We start from the raw sequence: 24,286 nt of genomic DNA on the forward strand, positions 1-24,286 counted from the left end.
GATGTCATATTGTCCCAGATGATTGCCTGCTTTTTACCAAGAGCGGAAGTTTGAGTACCAGAGGCTCTCTGAAAATGGATGGTTGGGTTAAGCGGGATACTTACAGATGGAGGAGATACAACAACAGCCGTTGTATCTCCTTTGGTCAGGACCGTTTTACTGTTGCTGTAATACAACAGGATGGTTTTTCTGCATATCCTGTGAATATTTCAGAATATCGTCGACCGAGTTTGGCAGGTAGGCGCGCATCAGGGCATTCCAGTTTTTGGTGGTCTGGAAATTATTCACCGCATTATCACCGCAGTTGAAGTGCAGCGTGTAGCTTCCGTCTTTATTCGCTTTGGCATTGTGCGAGTTGATGACGAAATGGTCGGTTTTGACCCAGCCTTCTGCATTGTAGACAGTGAGTGACCAGTAGCCATTCTTATCATACTGAACAGGCAGCGGTTTAATGGTGGTAGAGCTGCACTGGGCATTTTTTGCTCCTTCATCTGCCGGGGCGACTACCCAGTAGAACGCATGTTTTGCGGGTAAACCGCCCCAGCCACCGATATTCACCAGCTGATATTGCGGAGTGATCGCTTTGTCGCCTTTAGAGACAAAACCTTTATAGATAACCGCTTCTTTAGGCCCGCGTTTGACCAGTTCAGTGCGCAGTTTGTTGAACGAATCGACATCATACTTCACGTCACTTTTGTAAGGTTCCGGCGTGCCCCCAAAGCTGACTTTCACCGCATCCTGACGTTTGTTCATTTCCGCAATGCCTTTTGCATCCAGGCTGCGTGGCTGTGTGCGCATGAAGAGATAGACAAATCGACCGTGGGTCAGATCGGACTGTTTGATGGTCACCGTCTGTCCCGGATACACCACGGCAATGGTGAAATGGTCTTCATCAAAAATATGGACACTTTGATAAAGATCGTAAGGTGGTACCGAAACGGTTAAGCCTTCTTTGGTGTCAAAAACTCCGTACGAATAGACCAGATCAAAGTTAGAACGGATCACCGTCTGATTTTTCAGGTCTATACCTTTACGCTCATGGCGGAACTTGTTCCCGCCAGAGGTCAGTGTTTCCGCAGCGAAGTACTTGGCTGTTTCCGCACGGATGACGTTATCCATGGTCACTTTCACACCGTCTTTTGCGGTAAATGACGGATTAGTCACTGTCGCGTCACCGTCAGATTTAACCCCTGTATCCACGGCATAGACACCTGTACTGGTCAGGAGAACGGCCGCAACAGCAACGGCACATGCTAATTTTTTCATCTTTTCATTCCGTATTATGAAAGGCGACATATGTCGCCTTTTATTCAGACAGTGGGTTATTTGACGGGTTTGGGTTCAGGCAGTTTGTAGGTATTGTCCTGAATGTCCTGCGCCGGGAAGTACACGCGTAATGCCAGCGTCCAGTTGTCCGTTGGGGCAATCAACAGATTTTGCGCATCTTTGCCACAGGTCTTTTCAGTCCCGTAGTGCATCGTGAAGGACTTGCCATCCGGATCCAGTTTTAACTCTTTATTCGACAGACTTGAGCCCTTTTCGGTATGCAGGAACAGGTCATCTCCGTACATCGTCATCGAATAGAATCCGAGGTCAGGTTTTGCCATGCCGGGCACTTTATAGGTGGCGGTGTAGCAAATGTCTTTACTGACTTTATAGGTATTGAAGGAATACCAGGCATCCTGATCCGGCAGCAGTCCGGTGGCCACTGCGGCACCTATGTTGACGTCTTCCTGAGGAAACGTGCCGCGGACCCCCATGGTTTTGCTGACGCCGCGCTTATCAGCCAGCTGACGATAATGGGTCTGAAGTTTTTTCAGTTCCGCTTTATTCCAGTCAGTCGCCTGGAATGCTTTTGGCGTATACCCTTCCGGGAACGTTATCTTGTACTGATCCTGAATTGCATGTGCTTTATTGATGTCCTGCGGATCGTTCGGATTGACCTGGGTGCGGATATTCAGAACAACAAATTGAGTGGCATTGGCCGGATCAATTTTGTAGTCGCCCGCACCGTAGTACACATGTTCGGTCGTATGGTCATGGTCCATGACCTGCAATGAAATATAGCGACCGTCACCTTTTGGTACATGAACCATTGCGCCATGCGAGGCGTCGATAATGGCAAAAGAATACAGCGTATCCCGGTTCATCAGCACCGCAGGTTGCTTGTCAATTTCCATTGGCATCCGGTGGTGGTAGAACTTATTGTTCGCGCCGTGTTTCACTTCTGCATTCATCGAGACATCAAGCTCGGCAAACGCATAGTTTTCCGGGGTCACGCTGACATTCTGTTTTCCTGGGAGGGTCGTTTCAAGCTGTCGGGCCGTCTCAAGATTGATGGCATCCTGGGCGCACGCATTTCCTACAAAAAACACCAACAGACTGAGACACAGTACCTTTTTCATCTTAAATCCTTGTTTATGAGTGTAGAATCATTGTAGTCAACAGACGGAAAGACGAAAAATAAGAACGGGTTTAAGATTAAATTGTCTGGTATATCTCCCAAATATCGCTGAGTGCCTCGATCAATCAGCCACCAATCCAACGCTATCCACTTCAGGCCTCACTCTGTTATCGATGAAATGGGATTTGTTAAGAAACCAGGCCCCCTGACGTTCCGATAATCAGATATCTTTGATGCAAATCTCCGCAGTTTCTTTATCCCCTTCCTCAAACACATTCTCTTTTAACAATCCCGGAACAGAAAAGGGCACGCTAATATTTAAGATAAAACATCACAACTTTTTTGCTTGTTAAAAAATTAGCTACTATTCAATAGGTTCCTCACTCTTCAGGATGGGTATGAAAAAGATAATTGGATTTAGCGCAATAGCGTTGCTCGCGGGCAACGTCTGGTCTGCCGAAAGCTCTCCTGGTGCAGCACAGGCAAACAACCCGCTTGCTAATATGACTGCCTTCAACATGCAGGACTATTATATCGGTGATGTCAGTGGAACCGATAACGATGCAAATCAGTTCTGGTTTCGCTATGCGACACCTTTCTCACTGGGTGACAGCAACTGGTTATTACGTGCATCATTGCCTGTCAATACCTACCCGGCCCCGCCGACAGGCGGTCATCAGTCTGGCGTAGGCGACCTTAACCTGTTTGCCTCCTGGCTTATTGATACAGGCAACCCGGCTGTAAGTTTTGGTTTTGGCCCGCAGATTACCGCCCCCACAGCTTCAGATGATGACGTAGGAACCGGGAAGTGGTCAGGAGGACTGGTAAACGTTCTGTTTGATGCCAGCAACCCTAAGTTTCAGTATGGCTATCTCGCTTCCTGGCAGCATAGCTTTGCCGGAGAAGGCGATCGCAGTAGTGTCAATCTGGCAACATTCCAGCCATTTATGTTCTATCAGCTAGGTGGGGGCACATACTTACGTTCCGCTCCTATCTGGGCTTATAACCTGCATAATGACGACTACAGTGTCCCACTGGGACTGGGTATTGGTCAGGTGATTAAAAACCAAAAAACGGTATATAACTTCTTCATTGAGCCACAAGGCTCGGTCGCCGATCGTGGACCCGGACAACCACGCTGGCAGATCTTCGCGGGGCTGAATCTTCAGTTCCTGGACTAAGAACCGGCCCTCAGTAATAACCTGTTACTACCTGATGGTAATTACTGAAGATATCAACACCTTATCGATCCAGACCAATGACCGGCCTGTTTCGTAAGCAGAATGGAGGAATCGATGGATTTTAAGCTTCAATCATTTGGGCCGTTTCTGCACTGGCTGACACTGGTTGTTCTTTGCATCATACCGATGCTCGCAGTCTACCTGGTCTACCGTCTTGGTAAATTGCCCGGCGATATAGCACGTGCACACCACCACCCTCAGTCCAGTGCCATCACCGTCTGTGGATGGATGGGGATCATTACACTGGTGCTTTGGCCGCTTGCGATGGTTTGGGCCTGCCTCGTGCCAGACCAACCTTTTCGTGGCAGGGCCAGCGGCAGCACTGAGAACGATGCCTTGATCAAACGACTGCACGAGGCACGGCAACGACTCGCCAGACTCGAGCGGCATGTATCCCAACAGCACACAGAGGAGTAAGGCTGATATGTTTTGGGCTCTCGCAAGTACTGTTTTTATTATCTATCTTTATCGCAAGCTGAATACCGGGAGCGTTGAGTTTCAGGATGTCCAGTCAGCTGAGAACGTCGAGGCTGAATTGGCCGCGTTGAATGTGCAAATCACCGCACTTGAGGTCAAATTGGGGTGTACGACGACGGAGAACCTTAACCGATGATGGCCGCCATTTTCATGTCCTATGTTGCTTTGATTTGGCTGGTGTTTGCTAAATTTAAGCTGTTCAGGCTCTCTCTTCCTCTGACTATAATATTTGCCTCAGCGGGACCGCTATTTGCCTTCTACGTCATTATATCAATGAATAATTATCATCCTTCATCGGTTGATGCGCGCGTATTTCAGCGGATAGTTCAGGTTGCGCCACACATCACGACCCCGGGTCACGTTGATAAAGTACTGGCCCAGCCTAATACGCCGATGAAGAAAGGTGATGTGCTTTTCACCGTGGACCCTCGCCCATACCAGTTTGAGGTCAATCGACTCGAAGCTGCACTCGCCGCCGCATCACAATTCGTCCCACAGTTGAACGCCTCTGTGAGCGAAGCGTCGGCTGGCGTTGCAAAAGCACAGGCTCAGTTATCGCTGGCCACATCGAAACTTAGCAGAGAACAAGAGCTGTTCAGTAAAGGGTTTGCCGCAGAAACCGATCTCGACCGCACCCGACGCAATGCGGATGCTGCAAAACAGACCGTTGTCGAAGCGAAAGCGGCTGAGCAGAAAGCCAGGCTGGCATCTGAGTCCAATGTAGGAGGTGAGAACACCACCGTCGCACAGACGCGCGAGCAACTCGAACAAGCCAAATACAATCTTGCTGAAGCAACCGTCCGCGCGCCCTGTAATGGTTATGTAACTAACCTACAGCTTGAACCTGGGGCACTAGTCAGCGCGAAGACGTCAGTATTACCCTTCGTCTGCGATCGGGATGAGCATAACCGTGGCATGGTCGTCGCAACATTCATGCAGGGACCATATCTTTCTATTAAACCGGGCGCTTATGCTGAAGTCGTCTTTCCGATGTATCCGGGGCAGATTTTCCCCGGAAAAGTTCTCATGACCATTGATTTTGCAGCTGAAGGCCAGCTCGTGACAACCGGGATGTTCCCAGGCGTCGGGGTGCCAAATAACGCACGATTTGCGGTCAGAATCAAACTTGATGACAGCAACCTCCGCTTGCCGGCAGGGACGCAAGGCAGCGTTGCGGTCTATAGTGGTAGGGTGCAGATTGCCGGTGTTATCAGGATGGCTGTGATGCGGGCCAATAGCTGGATGAACTACCTGTTCTTTACTCAATGATGCCTGACATAAACCGTTGCAGCTGGAGATGCATTCTGCATCGGCGGATGCCTCGATGAAAAATTGGGGCCTGGCGCATACGCTATAACCTGAGGCGTCCCCATTCTGCACTGGGCTGGATAACGCCACCTGAATTCGCTTAGAAGTCTGTTGGTTGCCAGAATATGCAGCCAACATGAAGCCGGTTATTCCTGATTATGACAGGAGCATATTCGGGGTCAGGGTTAATTCGACCTGTGTAGTGGCGCACTAAAACTGGTCACCGGAACCAATATGTAAATGTCCGTTCCTCGCTCAGAACGGACCTTCAGCAGCACATTGCTGTCTGCTCTGGGCCAAGAGCGGACATAGTGACAGCCTGGAAATCCTTATCTGAACGAAAAGAATTAATGCCGTTGGGATGGTTTACTTTACAATACCAGTTTTAAAAAGCTTAAAAAACAGGTGATTACGTGCATGCCAACATGATTGAATACCTTAATATTTTTATACAGGTTGTTGAGCAGGGTAGCTTCACAAAAGCAGCTGATGTACTTCAGATCCATCGCCCCACCGTGAGTAAAGCGATACAGCAGATAGAGAATGATCTGGGTGTAAAACTCATTCATCGCACAACCCGAAAGCTGAGCATTACTGCTGAAGGGGATGAGTTCTATCATCATGCCAGGCATGTTGTGGCTGAAGTTAATGACATGATGGCCAGTTTTTCACCGACTCTTCCACCGCGAGGACGCCTGCGACTTGATGTACCCCTGGCGCTGGCGCATGCCATCTTGATCCCTAATCTCAGGGATTTTCGGGCACTGTACCCAGGTATTGAAATCGTGCTGGTTTCATCGGATAAAAAAACTGATTTAATTACGGAAGGCGTAGATTGCCTTGTCCGCATGGGCGCACTTCAGGATTCAAGTTTTGTTTCCCGACGTCTTGGTGACATCAGGATGGTTACCTGCGCAGCCCCGTCTTACCTGCGAGAGCACGGTCGGCCGCAAACACTTGCGGATCTGGATCAGCATCGGGCGGTTAACTTTTTTAGCGATCACAGTCGTGAGGTGATGGAATGGAAGTTTATCGAGGACGGGAGTGTCATTTCGCTGCGCCCTGCAGGCAGTATGCTGGTTGATAATTCTGATATTCTGCTTTCCTGTGGTCTGGCCGGTCTGGGTATTATCCAGGCCACCTTTGACGCCCTTGCTCCCCATCTATCTTCCGGCGCTCTTGAAGAGGTTCTGACGCAATACCCCTCGGTGTCGAAGCCCGTATCAGTGATGTATCCGGACAGGCGCTATCTGTCTCCAAAAGTACGGGTTTTTATCGACTGGTTCAGTGATGTTATGGCCACTCAGATCCGCTGAAGCAGGTGGATTGTTAATGGATAATTAATACTGAAGTTCCCTGTAGGCTATTTCTGGTGCGTTTATAACACTGTAGATTGTTCACAAATGATTCGGGCACCTCTTCGGCATTATTCTGAAGATGTACCGTTAACTGACGAGAGCTGAATATGTCTAAAGTTGTTACCTTTAACCGCACCGGTGGTCCGGAAGTGCTGGAAGTTGTTGATATAGAAGTTCCTGCGCCGACCGCAGGTGAAGTGCAGATTCGCGTACATGCTATTGGTCTCAACCGTGCCGAAATCATGTACCGCAACGGTCAGTATGTTATTGAGCCGGAATTTCCGGCACGTCTTGGTTATGAAGCTGCTGGCGTTGTTCAGGCCGTAGGTGAGAATGTTGAAGAATTTGCCAGTGGAGATCTGGTAAGTGTGATCCCTTCATTTATGTTTAATGAATACGGCATGTACGGCGAATTAGTCAACGCACCGGTGCACGCTGTCGTGAAGCATCCTGAAAACCTTTCTTTCGAGGAAGCCGCCGCAAGCTGGATGATGTATGTCACCGCTTATGGTGCGCTCGTTGAATATGGCAATCTACAGGCTGGTCAGAACGTCGTGATCCGCGCAGCATCAAGCAGCGTGGGTCTGGCTGCCATACAGATAGCTAACATGTTGGGTGCCAAACCCATAGCGCTTACGCGCACCGCAGAAAAAAGCGAAATGCTCCTGAAAGCTGGTGCATCCGCCGTCATTGCTACAGCGGAGCAGGATATGGTTGCTGAAATCAATCGTGCAACAGACGGCGCGGGAGCCCATATTGTTTTTGATCCTGTCGGCGGCCCCGACGTGGCAAAACTGACTCAGGTAATGGCACCGCAGGGCGTGTTCTTTCAGTATGGCGCGCTCGATAGCCGTGATATGCTTGTACCTGTATTTGATATTCTCGGTAAGCATCTCACCCTGCGTGGATATGAGCTGTTTGAAATCACGATGGATTCTGAAAAAATGGCGCGCGCAAAATCCTTCGTCACAGAAGGTTTACGAGCTGGAAAACTGAAGCCAGTCATCGATAAAACGTTCCCACTCGACGAGATTGCAGACGCCCAGCGATATATGGAGGCTAATGGCCAGGTTGGCAAAATAGTTGTGGTCGTAGAGTAATTCTTACCGCTGTATTTTATTAATGATTTTGCTGTAGCCTGGATAATATCCGGGCTTTTTTTCACCCTTAGTTTCTAACCGGTAACTCTAGTACTGGCATCCAACGTATTGACTTCGATATTCTCCTCTTCAAATTAATGTTCGCTTCTCGCTTTGAGCGGACCTTCAGTCCAGTTATCTTGTCCGCTCTATGCCATGAGCAGACATTCAATGGTTCTAAAAACTCAGATGCCGCGGCCAAGTTTTGACAAACACAGCCTGATAAAAAATCACGTGGTTGACTATATTTTTGTAAACAGAGAAGCTTTGAGGATAACCTTTTAGAGAGTAGATTCTCATGTCACGAAAAATGCTAGAAGCTAAGAAGAGAAACCATCACGTATGGGCGAAGTACCTTGCACGCTGGGGGTAATTTTTCGTCGATAGCGGTATCAGTATACGGTTTTAACTTTATACATCAGCAACGTTTTGCTTCCCCTGGCAATTTTCACTGTAGCGAATGCAGCCCTTCTTGATTTCTCAGGACATCTCATGAAACAAATATAACAAACACGGCGAATACATATAGATTTTCCGTTGTAGTGATATGTTCAAGATGATGATATATGTTTGAAAAGTTTTGGAATGCGTTCACTTTGAGAACGGTATAAAATTTCTGGCGTTCACTTTCATAATCATATTTTTAGGATCAAGAAGACGCCAATCTATGCAATGCCTGAGATAACTACGTCTAATGTCACTTGACTACCAGTGGAAAATCAGTTTAAGTCCGAGAGGATACTTTTCGCCCCCTTAACGAGCAGAACTTGAGCAGCTCTTTTGGATATACTTTGATGTTATTTCCTCAAGAAAATTAAGAATTATATTCAATCTTGGCGACATATTACTTCGTCCTGGATACACAGCATAAATACTCACGTCGGGTGTTACCTCAAGCATTGGCGAAATCATGACTAGTTTTTTTTCAGCTACCGGGCGCATACAATAGATATCGGGAAGTAACGTTACACCAGCCCCGTGCTCAACAGCCTCGCGAACCATCAGAACATCTTCCAATACATTTGCTGATGGGAACCGTATTTCTGTAAGCTCACCAGAACTGTGCTTTATATAGAATTTTTCTGGGTAATTATTTTGACTATGAAAAAATCGCACATGGTTAGCTAAATCATTAATATTTGAATGCGCGAGGCCAGGGTTATTCCTGTAATAACTCGGGGATGTCATCCATTGTAATTTAACCTTACAAAGATGGCGTGCGTAAAAACCGGAAGGAATTAATGACCCTAACTGAATAATCAAATCAAGATCATCGTCAAAAATACTCAGCTCTTGAGCAATGGTTCGGATATTTAGAACTATCTTTGGATGACGTTCAGAAAATTCTGCTGCGCAAGGCGAGAATATCTCACGAGAGAAAGCCAAAGTTAATGCTAATTTAAACTCACCATCTAATTCCCGATGATTTAAAGAGTGGGCAATATCTTCGAGTTTCCCTAAAGTAGGTTTGAGTTGTTCATAGAGTTTTTTTCCCTCAACCGTAGGCCTAATATGCCGACTATTTCTTTCCAGTAAAAGAAAACCTAATGTGGTTTCCAACCGGGTGAGAGCGCGACTGACACTTGATTTCTGCATCCCCAACTTCTGGGCTGCTAGCGTTATCCCTTGATTTTCAACAACTGCGACAAATACCGGTAAATCATTAAGGTTCCAGTCCATATTGCCTACTCTACGCAGTAAGTTAGCTATTAATACACAAGAATGATCCTGCTATCATAGAATGCATTGACGCGATTTTAGGACATCTGACACCTCAAGCATAGCTCAAGTTAAGCAACGCAGCGTTCCATAAATGCATCTATCAGTACAATTCAGGATCAAGGATAGTAACAGCCAGATTCATTGTCCCTGAGTTAAATTATGAAAAATAATATTTGCCTCTCCGACACGAGAGAAAGTCTACTTCAGATAAAAAAAAGTGTCTTCTTACGTATCAGTTTACTCTTTGGAAGTAGTCTACTGGTAATGGCCAATGCTGCCATTATTCCTTCACTGGTCAGTATCAGCAAGGCATTTAATACCGTTTTTGGGGTTTCGCTATTAATGAGTTTCCCAGCAATCGCGGTAGTCATATTTTCGCCATTTGTTGGGCCAATAATAAAACGTTATGGGGAGAGAAAGGCTCTGCTTATGGGGCTTTTTTTATATGCCCTGACCGGTAGTAGTGGGCTTTGGTGTAATTCTCTTTATCTATTATTGTTTGGTCGCTTGTTGCTTGGCGCTTCTATTAGTATTTGCATGACGGTGATCAATCACTTGATTGGATATCATTTTCACGGACATGAAAGATCCCGTCTGGTATCGCAGCAATCAATGGCTGTGAACATTGGAGGAATAATATTCATATTATCAAGTGGTATATTAGCTGAACTTCATTGGAGAATTCCTTTCTCATTATATTTATTTTCATTACCTGTACTAGCCCTCGCGTGTATTTCAATACATGATACTCCGCAAATAGAACATGAAGATAGAATAACCAAGCGGGTGATAAATCCGATGTTACCCACCTATATACTGGGCGGAATAGGAATGTTGATCTACTATATTACTTTAATACATATGCCATTTGTATTAAGCAATAATTACTCATGCAGCGCACGAGACATTGGTTTAATAATGGCAACAATGGGGCTTATCTCCGCAATTGTCGCTTTATTCAACCACCGGCTAAAACTGATCATCGGTGAGGCATGGCTTCTCGCGTTCTGTTTTGCTTGTCTTGGCAGTGCATTAATCCCTTACGTATTTTTACCGGGTATTGTTTCACCAGTTATGAGCGTAATCTGTGCTGGTGTCGGGTTCGGAATATTACTTCCAACCTTAACAGGGATCGTTATTGAGAGAAGTCCTGCTCATTATCGCCCACAGTTATTAAGTGGCTTTGTAATGGCATATTTTTTAGGCCAGGCATTGAGTGCACCACTGATGCAGTCAGGGGCATTGTATCTTTCACAAGGTATATTTATGCTTTCCATCACGGTAATAGCATATATTTGCGCATTTTTTGTATTTATCAGAAGACACACCCTAAGCGGAGAAAATACTCATCACTTGTGATGCAGCATTAAACTGTTCATCTTTTCTCAATTTTGTGGAGGGACAATGCCCCGTATATTTTCTTACATACTATCGGACAGGATCGTCTACCGGGGCGGGGTCAGTCAACTATCCATATTGATAATGTCACTCTGAAGGGGGGCGGACAGGATACTATGTATTCCGAACGTCCGCTCTTAGCAGACTCACATTGCAACAGAGCCAAGTGATTTTTCACAAATCCTTTAACCTCTGCAGAGCGATCTGTTACGCAACTATCATTGTTTGGCAGGATAACCACCAGCCGACTTAAATTAGTTTTGCAATTTATCTTCCATTGCAGATACTCGCGCCTCCAGCTCCTTGTTATGTGCCAGCAGCAAACCAATCGCCGCCAGTGGGTCAATGGATTTCGTGTCGTCACTCATCGTCTGGATGAGGTCAGGGATAACCTTCTCTGCCTCCTGCGCCAGAATACCGAAGCTGTACGCTTTCCCTTCCGAATACGCCGTATTCTTGAACTTGTACGACACCGGGCGCAGTTGACTGATCACGCTGGCAGCCGCTCCCGGAACCACGTCGCGGATACCTTCCTTTAGCCGAACATCGGAGTTAAAGAAGTTCACACCGCGCGCCGACCCGTCGACGTAAATCTCAAGGTAATTCGCCTCAATACTAGTCCAGCAGCGCGTGCGCCCATTGTTCAGGCGAATAGTATCCATTTCGAGAGAGCGATCGGGACGCAGAATCATGGTTACGTTTTTGCCGAAGCCGTCCATCATGAAAACCATGCGGTGCTCGGTTCCCACGACCTCCTCCATATAAAATCCGGCCCATGCACCAGAAGAGTCACTGAACGCGCCACGCCCTTCCATTCTGCTGCGAATGGATGCGGATGACTGTAGTGTGCCAGTGTTGCCACCATACCCGCTGCGCATCGTGATGATGTCACCATTGGAATATGTTGCACCCCAGACACGCAGGTCACGGTCAATCCGCAGATGTGAACCGCTGACACTTAACTGGTCCACTGCCGTGGCTATGATGCGCCCGGTGTAGTCCGCCGTGCTGCTGCCGAAGTGAAAATCGATGTAGGGTGTCGCACTGGTTAACTCAATGCCTGTCAGTGTGAGCTTGTAGCTCGCCATATCGATGTTGCCGTTTACGGTCATAGGCCCGTAGAACGTCGCTCTGCCGTCTGTGCCGATGCTCATCAGGTCCGTGAACGTGTCGGCAGGGGATAAGGTAGCTTTGTTGCTGCGCTGCACCTTGAACGCTGTCGACAACCCTACGGCTATTGTCCCGGACTGACCGCTCTTCTTCATGAGGGCCAGGTCATTATTCTTGCCCAACACGATCATGCCGTTGTCGCCGCTCATGTTGATACCGGAGCTAAATGTGTTTATCTGGGTGAAGGTGTTCGTCGTACCGCGCTGAGCCGCTGTGTCGACAGCCCCGATAACTTTCCCCCATGAGCGGATGGTCGCTTTCGTCCCATCCTGGCGGGTGATGATGACATCCCCAACGCCGAAGAAGATCTGATCCTGGTTCGTCAGGTCCGTATAGTATTTGCTGAACGCGGTATGAATATCTGCAGCCAGCTGATCGCTGATAGTCGCCATTCAATACCGGGCCCTTTCAGGCCCGTCTCCTTATGCTGATTGTGCGCCGCTGATGGCGTTTGAGTTACGAGCCACGAATGCAGAAAAGCGCGAGAGGATAGTGATAACCATTGAACCGTTTCGATCGAGGTATCCGCCATAACGCAGTACCGCATCGCCAGTCCCGGCCGGTACGATGAAGGAGTAGTTGTCGAGGTTAACCGACGAATCCCACTGGTTTAAAATGTTGCCATCGAGTGAAAGTGCAACGGTCATAGCTCCGCCACCTGATGTCGCACCTGTTGCGCGCATAAGAATGGCATAAGACAAGAAGCCTGGATCGAGACCACCATCTGAACCCGGTGCATATGACATGCCAGCCCGAAGCGTACCACCGCCACTAACGCTGATCCGGTCATTCTGCAACAAGCCACCTAACAGGTTGACGATCTGGTCAAATCCCTGGCGACGAATGCGCAGGAGGTCGAACCATACCCATTGAGCCTTTGGTACGCCTCGCGTACGATGCTGCGCCACGTTGATCGCAAAAGCACCGACATCCCCTTCAATGCGATTTGCGTAAACCGTGCCAGCAAAGTAACCACTCTGGGCTTCGATATGACCACGGAAGATTGCATCGTTAAACTGCGCACCACCGTTTTTGTTGATGGCCCATCCCCTCGAACCTTCTACATAGTTTGTCGACTGGATGTTGTTAGTAATCTGGGCAAAATCAATAACCAGGTTGCGCGCCATCGCCTGCTGCATATAAGCGCCGTTCCCGTCAGTACCGAAGACCAGATTATTTTTGTCTCCGTTAGGCACATAAACGCCGAACGTGTCCGCCTGTACCAGAAACTGTGATTGCCCGCTGCCGTTAATACCCAGTTGGATACCTGCAACATAGTTCGTACCACCGTTAGAGGTATTGACCTTCACGCCCCACTGCGCCCCCAGCTTGCCGTTCAGGTCTGCCACGGTCGACGCCGTCTGCTGAACGGTCGCAGACATATCACCGACGCGCGAGGTCAGGGTTGTAACCTGCTCAGTGGTTGATTTCTCCAGATCGGCGAGGGCCTTGCTTGTCGTGGTGATTGACGCCTGGACGTCGCCCACCTGCGCACGCATCTGCTGAAAGCCATTAGCCATCGCCAGCCCGTTTGCCGCCGTCGTTTCGTTCAGGCCATCAATGGCCGATTCCGCGTTCCCGACACGAGAAGTCATGTTGCTGATCGCCGTGGTGTTCGCGGTGATCTTGCCTTCTGCGTTGGTGACACGGGTCGTCAGGCTGTTAATGGCCGTCGCGTTTCCTTCCGTGGTCAGTGAGTCAGTTACATCAACAAAGAACACGTCATCAAAGTAAATCTCGCCTGCCGTCAGCAGGAAGTTAACCGAGAATGCGACGCTCATATCTGCCGTCGCTTTCCAGTCCTTCGTTAACAACGTCCATGTGGTAGCGATATTTGACTGACTGAAGTTCAGCTCTGAAACAGGGCCAGCGCCTGTATCCGCATTCCCCAGCCGGAATTTGTTGTTCCCGGTAGCCCCAATCATCATGTCAGTATTACGGCGAACGAAGCCGCCAAATCGGTAGGTACGATCCTTCTTCACGCCGATGATGTTCTGACCGACTGCGGCGATACCGCCAGCCTTACCACGCAGAATGTTTGCCCCGGTTCGCGGGTTGGTTGCCGCGTAAACATCCACGTAGTTATTCCAGCCAGACCACAGCGCGGTGCCTCGCTCAAAGCCAGGGTTAACCAGCAGGTTACCCGGACTTGTCGCTATCGCTGCCGCGTCGTTATTCAGTGACGAGGACAGCTGAGTCAGCGCGTTCGACTGCGCCGTGATCTGATTGCCTTGCTGTGTAACGGTGTTGCTCAGCACCTGTAATGCATCAGAAGTGGCTTTGATATTCACTTCGTCAGTGATGTCATAAACCCGGAACGAGTCTATCCAGATCTCCGCGTTGGCCGGATGGCAATAGATACCGAACGACACACCATCGACGCCGCTTGCCGGTGTCAGGTTCGGTTCCCATGTGATGACCTGCCAGTCGTTTGTCAGCGTATTGTTCTTGTCCTCATATGCACCTTCAGTGCTGCCGTTATAGTTCCAGCGGCGCAGCAGCATGTTCATCGCACCAGATACGCCTTTTGCCTTCACGACGTACCGGTATTTGCGGCGGCTATCGACGGGGACGGGCTTTTTATTATTCGCGAACAACCCCGGCGAGGTGCCGTTAACGCGAACCATCTGCGCACCCGGCTTGCCATCGCCAAATGCACCGATGTTCACCATGCTGCCAGTCGTTCCCGGATTCCGCTGGAAGTTGTACGCCGTCTCTCCCTGCGCAAAGTCGAAGTTCTGAACGAGGTTTTCGCCTGTGCTACGTGCGGCATCGATACTGTTACTGAGTTGAGTGATCGCTTGCCCCTGTGAAGTAATGCTTCCCTCCGCAGCTGTGACCCGCGTAGCCAGAGCGTTCACCGCTGACGCATCCGCTTTCTGGCTCACTTTGCCATCCATCACACTGACGTCATTCGTCAGCGTCGTAATCGCATCGCCCTGAGAGGTGATTTTCCCTTCGGTGTTGCTGACTCGCGTTGTCAGACCGGTGATGGCTGCGGCGTTCGCGTCTGCGGTTACCTGCGCCGCGTTTGCATCGGAGATATCCGTGATAACCACTTCATCCAGATAAATGGAATAGCCCGGACCACCCGACACGCCTCGTGTCGAGATCCACACCACACCGCGTGTTTTGCCGCCGGTCATAGCGGCTTTCCCGGTAAACCTGACCCACTTATCCCGACCGCCGCCAGCGGTCAGACTGGCTTCGGTAATGTTGACAGCAATATTCCATGCGTTGTTACCGGACCGGTCCTGCACATTGATACCGACAGCGGTCGTCCAGCCGGTTGGCGGCGTCTCACTTTCTGGCATCATCGCCCACAGCTCAAAACGGTAGACGGCAGTTTCACGAACAGTCGTACGGATGCCGATAGTCTTGTCGCTGTTTCCGGTCTCGCCATCAGCACGGCGACATTGCAGGGAACGGTAGCCGGCCAGTTTGTAAGATTCGGTGACGAAGCAGTTCGCGCCGGACAGCTGCTGGTTATTCGCATAGCTTTCGAGCGACCCGTCAAACCACGGGTTGCTGTTTGCATAGCGCAGGGTGTTCAGGGAGTTTGTCAACGAGATCATGGCGTTGCCCTGCGACGTGATATCGTTACCCTGTTGCGTCACTTTGGTGTTCAGTGTGGTGATGGCGTCGGCGTTCGCCTGGATCTGCGTATCATTTGTGATGTCCACGACATAAACATCATCAAAGTACATCGCGCCAGCAGAAAGCCACGTCGTCAACTGGAAGGCCGCGGTCGTGTCTTTCGTCGCTGTCCAGTCCATGAAAACATGTTGCCATGTGCTGGTGAATGGCCCGTAGTTGGTGCCGATAAGCAGACCAGAAGAATCAGCGATACGGAATTTCGTGTTGCCTGTATCCTGGATAGCCGTTCCGTTATCCTGCTTCGCCCACACACCGAAGCGATACCGGTGACCCTTTGTAATAACCACATCCTGCCCGATACCAGCAGTGCCGCCCGATGCCATCTTCAGCACGTTCTTCCCGAAGTGCGGCACCTGTGCGGTCATGACAGTTGAAAGCGCGTTCCATCCGTTAAAGGCTGCCTGGCCGCGTTCAAAGGAGTTGTTCGCCAGCAGGTTGCCAGGGATTTTGCCAGCCGCGTCGATTGACGCATCCGTGTTGCTCAGATTGTTAGTCAGCTGAGTGATAGCGCTGCCCTGGGTCTCCAGCTTGCCCTCTGCCTGCGTCACGCGGGTAGTCAGCACGGTCAGCGCGGCAGCGTCTGCTTTCTGGTTAACAATGCCGGTCAGGTTGCTGATGTCGTTCGTCAGCTGAGTCAGCGCGCTGCCCTGAGAAGTGATTTTTCCTTCCGCCGAAGTCACGCGGGTAGTGAGCTGGGTGATGGCCGATGCGTTGGCATTGGCGACATCGAGCGCTGCCGCCGCCGCAGTGACATCGCGGACACTCCAGTCCGTGGCGTACCAGATTGTGCCAAACGGGGAAGACTGTCCGATCTGAAGGAATGGACGGAAGTAGCCGCGCGCGGCATGGTCAGCCGGAACCTTATAGCGCCAGACTGTGCGGGTCCACTGAGCGCCGGTTGCGGCGGTCACGAGCCCCCCCGTCGCCAGCGGGGAGTTAACCCCCATTGTCGGGTTATCGGCGGTGCCGAGATAATGGCTGAATGATGCGTTACCCGCACCACATGCGACCAGCACGGAAAACTCGAACACCTGCCCAAGACGGCACGGGATGTTATTGATCTGGATGTGGTGGTCACGGGCCGCCAGCTTAGCCGCATAGCCGAACGGACATCCAGCCGGAACACCTTCGGACGATGTCGCCACAACGGGAAGTCCCATCTGGCTGTACGCCGGGTCAAAGGTCGGATTCGGGATCAGATTAGCGGCCTGAGACTGGCTCCCTTTGATGGATGAGCTGATCGAGGTGATAGACTGCGCCTGCGAATCAATCTTGCCCTCTGCGGCGGTGACTCGGGTGGTCAGCCCGGTAATCGCATTGGCATTTGTGGTGATCTTGCCGTTAGCTACCGACAGGTCGTTAGTCAACTGGGTAATGGCGCTACCTTGCGTGGTGATCTTGCCCTCAGCATTAGTTACTCGGGTGGTCAACGCGGTGAGCGCAACGGCATCGGCTTTGGTGTTCAGCGCGGTGTTTATGTCCTCCACTGAGTTGTTCAGCGTGGTTATCGCGCTGCTGTTCGCATCAACCTTTCCGGCGGTCTGCTCGACCTGAGAGGACAAGACCTGCGAGGCAGAGGCCGCTGCCAGTTGACCGGCCCCGCTGAACATCTGGTCAACGTTGGCGGAGATTTTCAGCCCGAAGTTCAGGTACGACTGTCCGGTCCAGTTCATGGTGACGAACTCAACCGTGTTCCAGCCTTTTTTAAGCTGAATGTCGAACTTAACCAGTGCCGGACCCATCGTCGTGACGCTCGTGCCGTTGATATACAAACGAGCAGTGTCGTCAGCAATACGCGCGCCAGGGTTAAGAGAGATCGTCTTGTCTGCTGTCACATAGGCCAGCGCTTTGACGTAGATAAACCTGTAATCGCCGTAAGACAGAAAGTCCAGGCGGGTCGCATCGACCATTTCCGACACACTCAGCGGCGGGACACCGTTGAGGTCAGCCAGGGACGGGATGTACGAGCCATCGGCTTTCTTGATGTCGAACACCTTCAGCAGCCAGTAACCCTTCTTGCCGTTCTGCAGGTTGTTCTGAATATCGGTGATCGCAGACCCCTGAGAGGCCAGAGTCTGGCCCTGCTGGGAAACGGTCGTTTGCAGTTGCTGCAATGCGCTGGCTTCAGCTTTGTTTGCCAGCTGGCCCTGTACGGTCGAGAGGTCGCCTTTCAGCTGGGTGATGGCCTGGCTGTTAGTGGTGATGGCCCCCTCTGCGGCAGTGACGCGGGTGGTCAATCCGGTGATGGCGCTGGCGTTAGCGTTGTTCTTGATCTCTTCGGTAACATCGATGAAGAAGACGTCATCAAAGTAGATTTCCCCGACAGTCAGGATCCAGTTGATGCTGAAATACACAGTCATGTCACTGGATGCAGTGAAGTCCTTGGTGAACAGAGTCCAGTTAGTGCCGACGTTCGAAGCGTTGTAGAGAAGCTCGGACAGCGGGCCGGTGCCGGTATCCGCATTTCCCAGGCGGAACTTGTTGTTCCCGGTGGTGTTCGAACTCATCGCCATATCGCCGGAACGCTTCACGTAACCACCGTAGCGGTACGTGCGACCCTTCTGAACGTTGGTAACGTTCTGACCGATGGAGGAAATGCCGCCAGCCTTACCACGCAGGATCATGGCCCCTGAGTGCGGCACCTGTGCGGCGTACACGTCTGAGTAGGCGTTAAATCCAGTCCATGCAGCCTTGTTACGCTCAAAACCTGTGTTCGTCAGGAGGTTATCCGGGTTAGCCACCAACGCTACAGCGTCGTTATTCAGCGTGCTTTCAAGCCCGGAGATCAACTGGCTGTTAGCCGTGACGCGTCCGTCAATCGCGGTCACATCGGTCTTGATCTGGTTGATAGCCGTCGAGTTCGCGCCGATCTTGCCGTTGGCATCAGTCAGGCCAGATTGCAGCTGAGTCAGGGATTGCGCCTGCGCCTGGTTCTCTGAGGTCAGCGTATCAAGGCGCTGAGTAACGGCGGCCTTGTTGTTGTTGAAGTCAGTGCGCAGTGTGGTGACGTCGGAAGCAATAGCCTGCTCTGCGGTAACGCGGGCCACATGTTCGTTGTACATGATACCGGTGACGAGCTTGTTCGGGTCCGTGCCTTCGTAGTTCCCACGGAGCTGCGCGGCCAGCTGACTGCGTTCCAGTGCTTCAGCAGCATCGGCGGTAGTCATGGCACTCTTCAGGTCTTGTATCTGCGCCTGAGATGCGCCCGGCGTCGGACGGCCAACGGCCAGCCAGTCAACCATGTAGTAATTTGCAGCGGTCTGGTTCGTGGAAAAATCAAACCGCAGACGACGAACGGTCTCAGAGGTCGCCCAGGCAATGTCCTGAATCGGAATAACGGTCACGCCGGTGGACGGGTCGAACTCAGGTTCAGGGATATTCAGCGTGCGCTGAGTCGACCAGCCGGTTTCGTTGACGCCGATCCAGTACAGTTTTCCGCTCCAGTTCGGATTACCGACACGCTTTATACGCAGGCGCATGTACTTGTACGACTGGCCATCTATCGCCAGCGGGTTCGGTGAACGCATGGTAGACGACGCGCCTGCCGGATAAACCCATCCGTAAGAGTCAACGGGCAGCAGCTTCGTGTTGGCGTCATCCTCGGCCCAGCCTTCTGCACCTTTATCGAAGTACCAGATTTTCAGGCTGTCGAACTGCTCGCCGGTACCGGCAGAAATAGATGCCATCTGCTGAGCCAGACTGTCGAAACCATCCTGCATGGTGGTGTTTATCGTACTGATCTGCGCGTCGACTTCACTCTTCGTATTCAGCAGATTGTCTGCGGCATTCTTCGCAACGTCAGCATCGTCCGTCTCGGCCTTCTTGATGGCGTTAGCAACATCGCTTGCAGCCTTATTGGCCGTGGTCAAATCACCCACCTGGCGATCAAGAATTTCCTGAGCCAGCTTATTCGCGTTTTCAACACCGGCTTTGGCCGCGTTGTTGATGTCATTGACGTTCTGAGCGATATCTTTCGCCTGCTCGTCGATCCGCTTCTGCTGTTCTGTATTTGTCGCTACGGCCCCTTCAGCGACACCCTTCGCTGCATCAGCGGCCTTCTGTGCGGCGTCAGCGGCGGCGCTGTTGTCCTGGATACCCTTATTCAGTTCCTCATAGGTATCCGAGCCTTTAAGCGCATCGTCGAGTTGCTGGTAATAATCATCAACGTTATCGCTGGACATCCCCTGCACCCAGCCGGTCCATGGAGAGGCATTGCCCAGGCGGTCAACCAGGCGCGCGCGGTACCAGAACTGCGTGGCAATCTGTAGGCCCATCTGCTGATACTGTTTGCCGGGGTAGGCTAAATCGGTCAGCGGCATCGCGCCTTTACCGCTCTGGTCCGGGCTGTACTGCAGTTCAGTTCGCTGGGTATCCTCTGCGCCTGCCGGGAACTCCCAACGAATCTCGATACCGGCGGTCAATGAAGCGGTCGTCAGTGCCATCGGCGGCAGCGGCTCGCCGACTTTACCGGTCAGGGTTTTCTCTTCAGAGTAGGCCCAGCCACTCGAAACCTCTGCTGCGTTGATTGCGCGGACACGGGCCAGATAACGACCGGCATAAATGCCGCTGACTTCAAACGAGGTGGTCGAGCTGCGCGGCACATTAATCCAGTTGCCGTCATTTCGACGCCACTGCGCCTCATAGGCGATAGCATTTTTCACAGCATCCCAACTGGCCTGCAGGGTTTCAACACTGATACCCTGATTTACCACAGAGAAGGACGTCAGGAGAATGCCATCAGGCGGAGCCTGGTTGCCTGGCGGAATAACGCTAATCGGGCGCTGGTCGATGATCGCGCCGGTATCAATTCGCGGGAATTTATCCGGGTCGTGGGCCACGCCGGTGATGGTAAACGTGGCGTTATTATTGTCCTTTACGCCAATGACACGATACTGCTGCGCCACCAGGTCGGTATATTCGACGATCCAGACACATTCCGCCTCTGGTGTCTCGCTGTATGCCGTGGTGACCGTCACCTGCCGACGACCGTTCACCGACTGAATGGTCCGGGCCTGGGAGATACCTGACGGCAGGTTCAGATGCAACCGGTCACCCTCTTTTGCATCGATATCCCGGTCAAGCGTGATTACCCGACCATTCACCGCGCTGATACGACCGCCATTAACTCGCCCGGCCAGACGTTCGTCGCCCAGCGCGATGATGTAACCCGGCTGCGGGATCCTGCCGTCCAGACCGACATCAATTTCGACCATGCGATCTTTGTTGTTGGTCAGAATGCCCCATAACCCTTTGCGATGGGCTTCACTCTGCCGTGTACACCCGACGGCTGTCACTTCCAGCTGGTTAAAGCTGTAGCGGGAAACCAGTTCCGGGATAAAGGACGGCTCCATCGCATCAGCATACGCATTATCCGGGTCAGACCACGACACCAGCGCATTGGTGTACCGGGCCTTACTGGTACTGCTGGAATAACGAGGACTACCGATAATATTCGCGCGCGTATAGTTGAAATCAACATCGCGCGGCATATCAGCCTGCACAACAATCTGCTCGCCACTCCAGCAGGTCATCCCCCGGAAAATAGCCGCGAAATCGCGCAGCACGGTATAGGCGTCGTTGCGTTCCTGGACATAAACGTTACAGAGATAACGAGGCTCCGTACCGTCGCCTCCTCTTCCATCCGGAACTAACTGGTCGCAGTACTGTGCAATCTGGTATAGCGTCCATTTTGAGATATTGGCGCTGGTCAGCCGGTTACCGAGACCAAAACGTTCCTCGACAACGATATCGTAATAAATCCAGGCCGGGTTATCCGTCCACGCCCATTTAAACCCGCCGGTCCACATGCCGGTGTATTCACGCGTATCGGGGTTGTAGTTATCCGGTACGCGGATGACGCGCCCGCGTGGCTCGCAGGAAATCTGGGGGATCGAACCATTGAACAGCCTGGAATCGAACTCGACATAAAGCAGGGCTGTATGAGGATAACGCAGCTTCGCGTCAATCACTTCGGTATAGCTCTGCAGCGTCATCACATCGCCAATTTTTACGCTATTGGCGTCAGGTGTAATTTTCCGAAGGCGCAGGGTCCAGGTGCTGCCCGCCTGCGGCAGGTCGATACGGTGGCTTCGCTCATAGCCGGAGGTGGTTTTGCCTGTGACCGCTGTTTCCAGTACGGTCTGCCAGGCACCGCCATCCGTCTGCAGATCCAGCGCATATTTGACGGTATTCCCCACTACATCGCCATCATCTTCCTGCTTCATCAGGGACGGCCATTTCAGGCGGACACGAACGGCGGATAATTGGGTATTAGTAAACGTATGAGTCCAGGCTGTAACACTGGAAACTTCTGTACCGACGTTTATTTCGTTTTCCGTTCCGGGAATACCCTGAATATATGTCTGGGCCTGCGTGCCGGGGCGAAACTCCCAAACAACACCCGGAAAGTTTTCAGAACCATCCGCATTTTCAAGTGGAGTGCCGTCAAGATAAATGTCTTTACCCGTTAACCCTCCCGCAAATTCCCCCTCACCTAATGCGATAAGAATTTTGGCTTTTGCTACAGACTGTAAATCGTCTGGCTGTTCCGTCGGTGTGCGCTGACTGGAGCCGCCACCCTTGCGCCCTTTAATTATGTTATTTGCCATATCGCGCCCATAAAAAAAGCCACCGCAAGGTGGCCTGAATTAGAAGAGATTACTGACTGATTATTTATTGCTGGTCTTCGACATAAATACCGGCGGAAATAATTGCCCCGCCAATTCGTCGTTTACCATAGAGAAGGCCAACCGGATAACCTTGCGAAGCGGTATTGGTCACGCCACCAAAGGCATAACTGGCTTTGTTATCCGGGGATTCTTTGCGGGCCAGGCCAGCGGGTTGTGGGGATAGCATCTGGACAACGCCGCCTAACATCATGGCACCACCCATCATGGCCATCTTCGAACCGACCGCCCAACCGACACCAGTCCAGCCAGTTACATATCCGACAATTACCCCAACGGCGACCAAAACAGCCCCCATAATTGTTTGTAAAACACCGGCCTTTTTACTACCAATGACCACCGGAACTATACGTAAAACTTCGCCTGTTAGAGGAAAGGGCAAATCTTCTTCTCCAATATTTGTTTTACCTTTAAAAATGGCGAAGGTTATTCCTCTTTCCTTGCTGCTGTTGAGGTATTTTTCAAACCCTTCAATTGTGCAGCATAATGCTCTAATTGCTTCAGATGAACTTGAAACTAATCTCTCATGACATTTACCAAAAGTTTTACCTAAAGTTCCGCTTAATACTATTTTGGTCATTACCTCTTTCATATTAACCCCATAAAAAAACCCACCGAAGTGGGTTTGTCAAAAATAGATAAACTTAAATGCAACTTCTTGCTGCACTTCCCCAAGGGTCATTCCAGCCTTTTGATATGGCGTAAACATTTACATCACTACCACCGGTTTTATTTGTTTGGATTTTTACGACAGACACAGTGCCTAGTAAATCATCTGATGAAATTATTTTATAGCCAGACTCGGTAGGAATGCTTGAACTTGAAGGTCGCAGTTCAACCCATTTGGGTGCGAGGCATTTATTTATTTCATCTGCACTTTTTGTAGAGTGCCCTGAATAAATTGGTTTTTGCGATTCAAGCGAACTTACCATACAGCCGCTAAGCAAGAATGCTGAAAAAAACAGAACTGCTTTATTCATCTCCATTTCCTTTTTGGATTTAATTTCCCCAAAGGTTAACACAGAGAATGGTATCGAACGATTTTCATCGTCCTGTCGAGATAATATCCACCATACGGCACCCGCTGGCTGAGATGGCCATACAGGTGATGCAGCAGCATATTTCCTTCCAGCAAAATCCCGGCGTGGTTCCATTTGTTCGACTGTACCTGCATGATAACCATATCACCCGGCTGCGGTGGACCATCAAATTCACGGAACCCGCATTCATACCAGCAATCGTGGTAAAAATTTTCGGGATAGTCGTTCTCCCACCAGGGATAATCAACGCGGTAATCGTGCAGCTCGATGCCGTGAGTCTGCCGGAAATAGCTCATCACCAGCCCCCAGCAGTCGTAATGTCCGAGCACAAACGGTCGTTCGAGGAGGGGGAGCTCGCCACGCGGGAGAATAGTGCGAAGGTCACCCTCTGGCCAGCTGATAATATGCCACGGCAGCTGCGTGGCATCGCACTGCGCCTTATCCAGTTCGCTGGGTTGCGTGGTCGCATCTGGATGACTGTGAACAATACCGATGATCGTTCCCCAGTCCTCAACCTCTGCGTAATCCTCCGGGGCCAGAACGAAATTATCATTCGACTCACTGGCCAGATTCCGGCACGGGAAATAGCGCTCAATGCGGCCCCTCTGCGCGATCAGTCCACAGGCCTCGCGCGGGTAGTCAGCAGCGGCATGGGTCTGTATCGCCTTAATCGTTTTCTGTCGCAT

15 protein-coding genes are annotated in these 24,286 nt (G+C 50.9%); 7 read left to right on the forward strand and 8 right to left on the reverse strand.

Features of this window, described 5'->3' with window-relative positions; translation table 11 throughout:
- Positions 1–156: 156 nt before the first annotated feature.
- Together ACMYSK_RS08935 and ACMYSK_RS08940 are read right to left on the reverse strand one after the other, a co-directional pair.
- Complete coding sequence (locus ACMYSK_RS08935) at positions 157–1,266, reverse strand: DUF1214 domain-containing protein (protein ID WP_434642018.1); 1,110 nt, start codon at positions 1,264–1,266, stop codon at positions 157–159.
- Between the two features lie 56 nt (positions 1,267–1,322).
- Positions 1,323–2,405 (reverse strand): DUF1254 domain-containing protein, encoded by a 1,083-nt coding sequence (locus tag ACMYSK_RS08940; protein ID WP_434642021.1) that lies wholly within the window; start codon positions 2,403–2,405, stop codon positions 1,323–1,325.
- Positions 2,406–2,802: 397 nt separating this feature from the next.
- Here ACMYSK_RS08940 and ACMYSK_RS08945 point away from each other — a divergent pair, with 397 nt between their 5' ends.
- From ACMYSK_RS08945 to ACMYSK_RS08970, 6 genes are all read left to right on the forward strand, one after another.
- Complete coding sequence (locus ACMYSK_RS08945; RefSeq protein ID WP_434642023.1) at positions 2,803–3,585, forward strand: hypothetical protein; 783 nt, start codon at positions 2,803–2,805, stop codon at positions 3,583–3,585.
- A 114-nt stretch (positions 3,586–3,699) separates the two neighbouring features.
- The gene (locus tag ACMYSK_RS08950) at positions 3,700–4,062 is read left to right on the forward strand and encodes a DUF3302 domain-containing protein (RefSeq protein ID WP_434642025.1); all 363 of its coding nucleotides are present in this window, start codon (positions 3,700–3,702) and stop codon (positions 4,060–4,062) included.
- A 192-nt stretch (positions 4,063–4,254) separates the two neighbouring features.
- Entirely contained in the window at positions 4,255–5,391 is a 1,137-nt protein-coding gene (locus ACMYSK_RS08955; protein ID WP_434642027.1) for an HlyD family secretion protein, read from the forward strand.
- Positions 5,392–5,480: 89 nt separating this feature from the next.
- Complete coding sequence (locus ACMYSK_RS08960) at positions 5,481–5,534, forward strand: hypothetical protein (protein ID WP_434643991.1); 54 nt, start codon at positions 5,481–5,483, stop codon at positions 5,532–5,534.
- Positions 5,535–5,855: 321 nt separating this feature from the next.
- Positions 5,856–6,746 (forward strand): LysR substrate-binding domain-containing protein, encoded by an 891-nt coding sequence (locus tag ACMYSK_RS08965; RefSeq protein WP_434643994.1) that lies wholly within the window; start codon positions 5,856–5,858, stop codon positions 6,744–6,746.
- Positions 6,747–6,895: 149 nt separating this feature from the next.
- Positions 6,896–7,888 carry a zinc-dependent alcohol dehydrogenase family protein gene (locus ACMYSK_RS08970; protein WP_434642030.1) on the forward strand — a complete coding sequence of 331 codons (993 nt, stop codon included), beginning with the start codon at positions 6,896–6,898 and terminating at the stop codon, positions 7,886–7,888.
- Between the two features lie 792 nt (positions 7,889–8,680).
- Here the strand turns inward: ACMYSK_RS08970 and ACMYSK_RS08975 are convergent.
- A complete protein-coding gene (locus tag ACMYSK_RS08975) occupies positions 8,681–9,607 on the reverse strand; it encodes a LysR family transcriptional regulator (RefSeq protein WP_434642032.1) in 927 nt (308 codons plus the stop codon).
- Between the two features lie 201 nt (positions 9,608–9,808).
- On the opposite strand from ACMYSK_RS08975, the gene ACMYSK_RS08980 reads away from it, so the two are divergent.
- Positions 9,809–11,008 (forward strand): MFS transporter, encoded by a 1,200-nt coding sequence (locus ACMYSK_RS08980; RefSeq protein WP_434642034.1) that lies wholly within the window; start codon positions 9,809–9,811, stop codon positions 11,006–11,008.
- A gap of 293 nt (positions 11,009–11,301) precedes the next feature.
- Here the strand turns inward: ACMYSK_RS08980 and ACMYSK_RS08985 are convergent, their stop codons facing one another.
- The 5 genes from ACMYSK_RS08985 to ACMYSK_RS09005 all read right to left on the reverse strand — a co-directional run bounded on the left by ACMYSK_RS08985 (position 11,302) and on the right by ACMYSK_RS09005 (position 24,286).
- Positions 11,302–12,609 (reverse strand): tail fiber domain-containing protein, encoded by a 1,308-nt coding sequence (locus ACMYSK_RS08985; RefSeq protein ID WP_434642037.1) that lies wholly within the window; start codon positions 12,607–12,609, stop codon positions 11,302–11,304.
- A gap of 30 nt (positions 12,610–12,639) precedes the next feature.
- A complete protein-coding gene (gene gpJ / locus ACMYSK_RS08990) occupies positions 12,640–22,482 on the reverse strand; it encodes a TipJ family phage tail tip protein (protein WP_434642040.1) in 9,843 nt (3,280 codons plus the stop codon).
- 64 nt (positions 22,483–22,546) lie between these two features.
- Positions 22,547–23,152, reverse strand: coding sequence for a tail assembly protein (locus ACMYSK_RS08995; protein WP_434642043.1), 606 nt, complete (start codon positions 23,150–23,152; stop codon positions 22,547–22,549).
- Between the two features lie 52 nt (positions 23,153–23,204).
- A complete protein-coding gene (locus ACMYSK_RS09000; RefSeq protein ID WP_434642046.1) occupies positions 23,205–23,540 on the reverse strand; it encodes a hypothetical protein in 336 nt (111 codons plus the stop codon).
- A gap of 35 nt (positions 23,541–23,575) precedes the next feature.
- Entirely contained in the window at positions 23,576–24,286 is a 711-nt protein-coding gene (locus tag ACMYSK_RS09005) for a C40 family peptidase (protein WP_434642048.1), read from the reverse strand.

This window comes from Klebsiella sp. I138 (genome assembly GCF_051131765.1).
Taxonomy (GTDB): domain Bacteria; phylum Pseudomonadota; class Gammaproteobacteria; order Enterobacterales; family Enterobacteriaceae; genus Klebsiella.

Excerpts from the sequence above, each read along its gene's own strand:
- ACMYSK_RS08935 (WP_434642018.1), bottom strand. The coding sequence starts at position 1,266 with ATGAAAAAATTAGCATGTGCCGTTGCTGTTGCGGCCGTTCTCCTGACC.
- ACMYSK_RS08940 (WP_434642021.1), bottom strand. The coding sequence starts at position 2,405 with ATGAAAAAGGTACTGTGTCTCAGTCTGTTGGTGTTTTTTGTAGGAAAT.
- ACMYSK_RS08945 (WP_434642023.1), top strand. The coding sequence starts at position 2,803 with ATGAAAAAGATAATTGGATTTAGCGCAATAGCGTTGCTCGCGGGCAAC.
- ACMYSK_RS08950 (WP_434642025.1), top strand. The coding sequence starts at position 3,700 with ATGGATTTTAAGCTTCAATCATTTGGGCCGTTTCTGCACTGGCTGACA.
- ACMYSK_RS08955 (WP_434642027.1), top strand. The coding sequence starts at position 4,255 with ATGATGGCCGCCATTTTCATGTCCTATGTTGCTTTGATTTGGCTGGTG.
- ACMYSK_RS08965 (WP_434643994.1), top strand. The coding sequence starts at position 5,856 with ATGATTGAATACCTTAATATTTTTATACAGGTTGTTGAGCAGGGTAGC.
- ACMYSK_RS08970 (WP_434642030.1), top strand. The coding sequence starts at position 6,896 with ATGTCTAAAGTTGTTACCTTTAACCGCACCGGTGGTCCGGAAGTGCTG.
- ACMYSK_RS08975 (WP_434642032.1), bottom strand. The coding sequence starts at position 9,607 with ATGGACTGGAACCTTAATGATTTACCGGTATTTGTCGCAGTTGTTGAA.
- ACMYSK_RS08980 (WP_434642034.1), top strand. The coding sequence starts at position 9,809 with ATGAAAAATAATATTTGCCTCTCCGACACGAGAGAAAGTCTACTTCAG.
- ACMYSK_RS08985 (WP_434642037.1), bottom strand. The coding sequence starts at position 12,609 with ATGGCGACTATCAGCGATCAGCTGGCTGCAGATATTCATACCGCGTTC.
- gpJ (WP_434642040.1), bottom strand. The coding sequence starts at position 22,482 with ATGGCAAATAACATAATTAAAGGGCGCAAGGGTGGCGGCTCCAGTCAG.
- ACMYSK_RS08995 (WP_434642043.1), bottom strand. The coding sequence starts at position 23,152 with ATGAAAGAGGTAATGACCAAAATAGTATTAAGCGGAACTTTAGGTAAA.
- ACMYSK_RS09000 (WP_434642046.1), bottom strand. The coding sequence starts at position 23,540 with ATGAATAAAGCAGTTCTGTTTTTTTCAGCATTCTTGCTTAGCGGCTGT.
- ACMYSK_RS09005 (WP_434642048.1), bottom strand. The coding sequence starts at position 24,286 with ATGCGACAGAAAACGATTAAGGCGATACAGACCCATGCCGCTGCTGAC.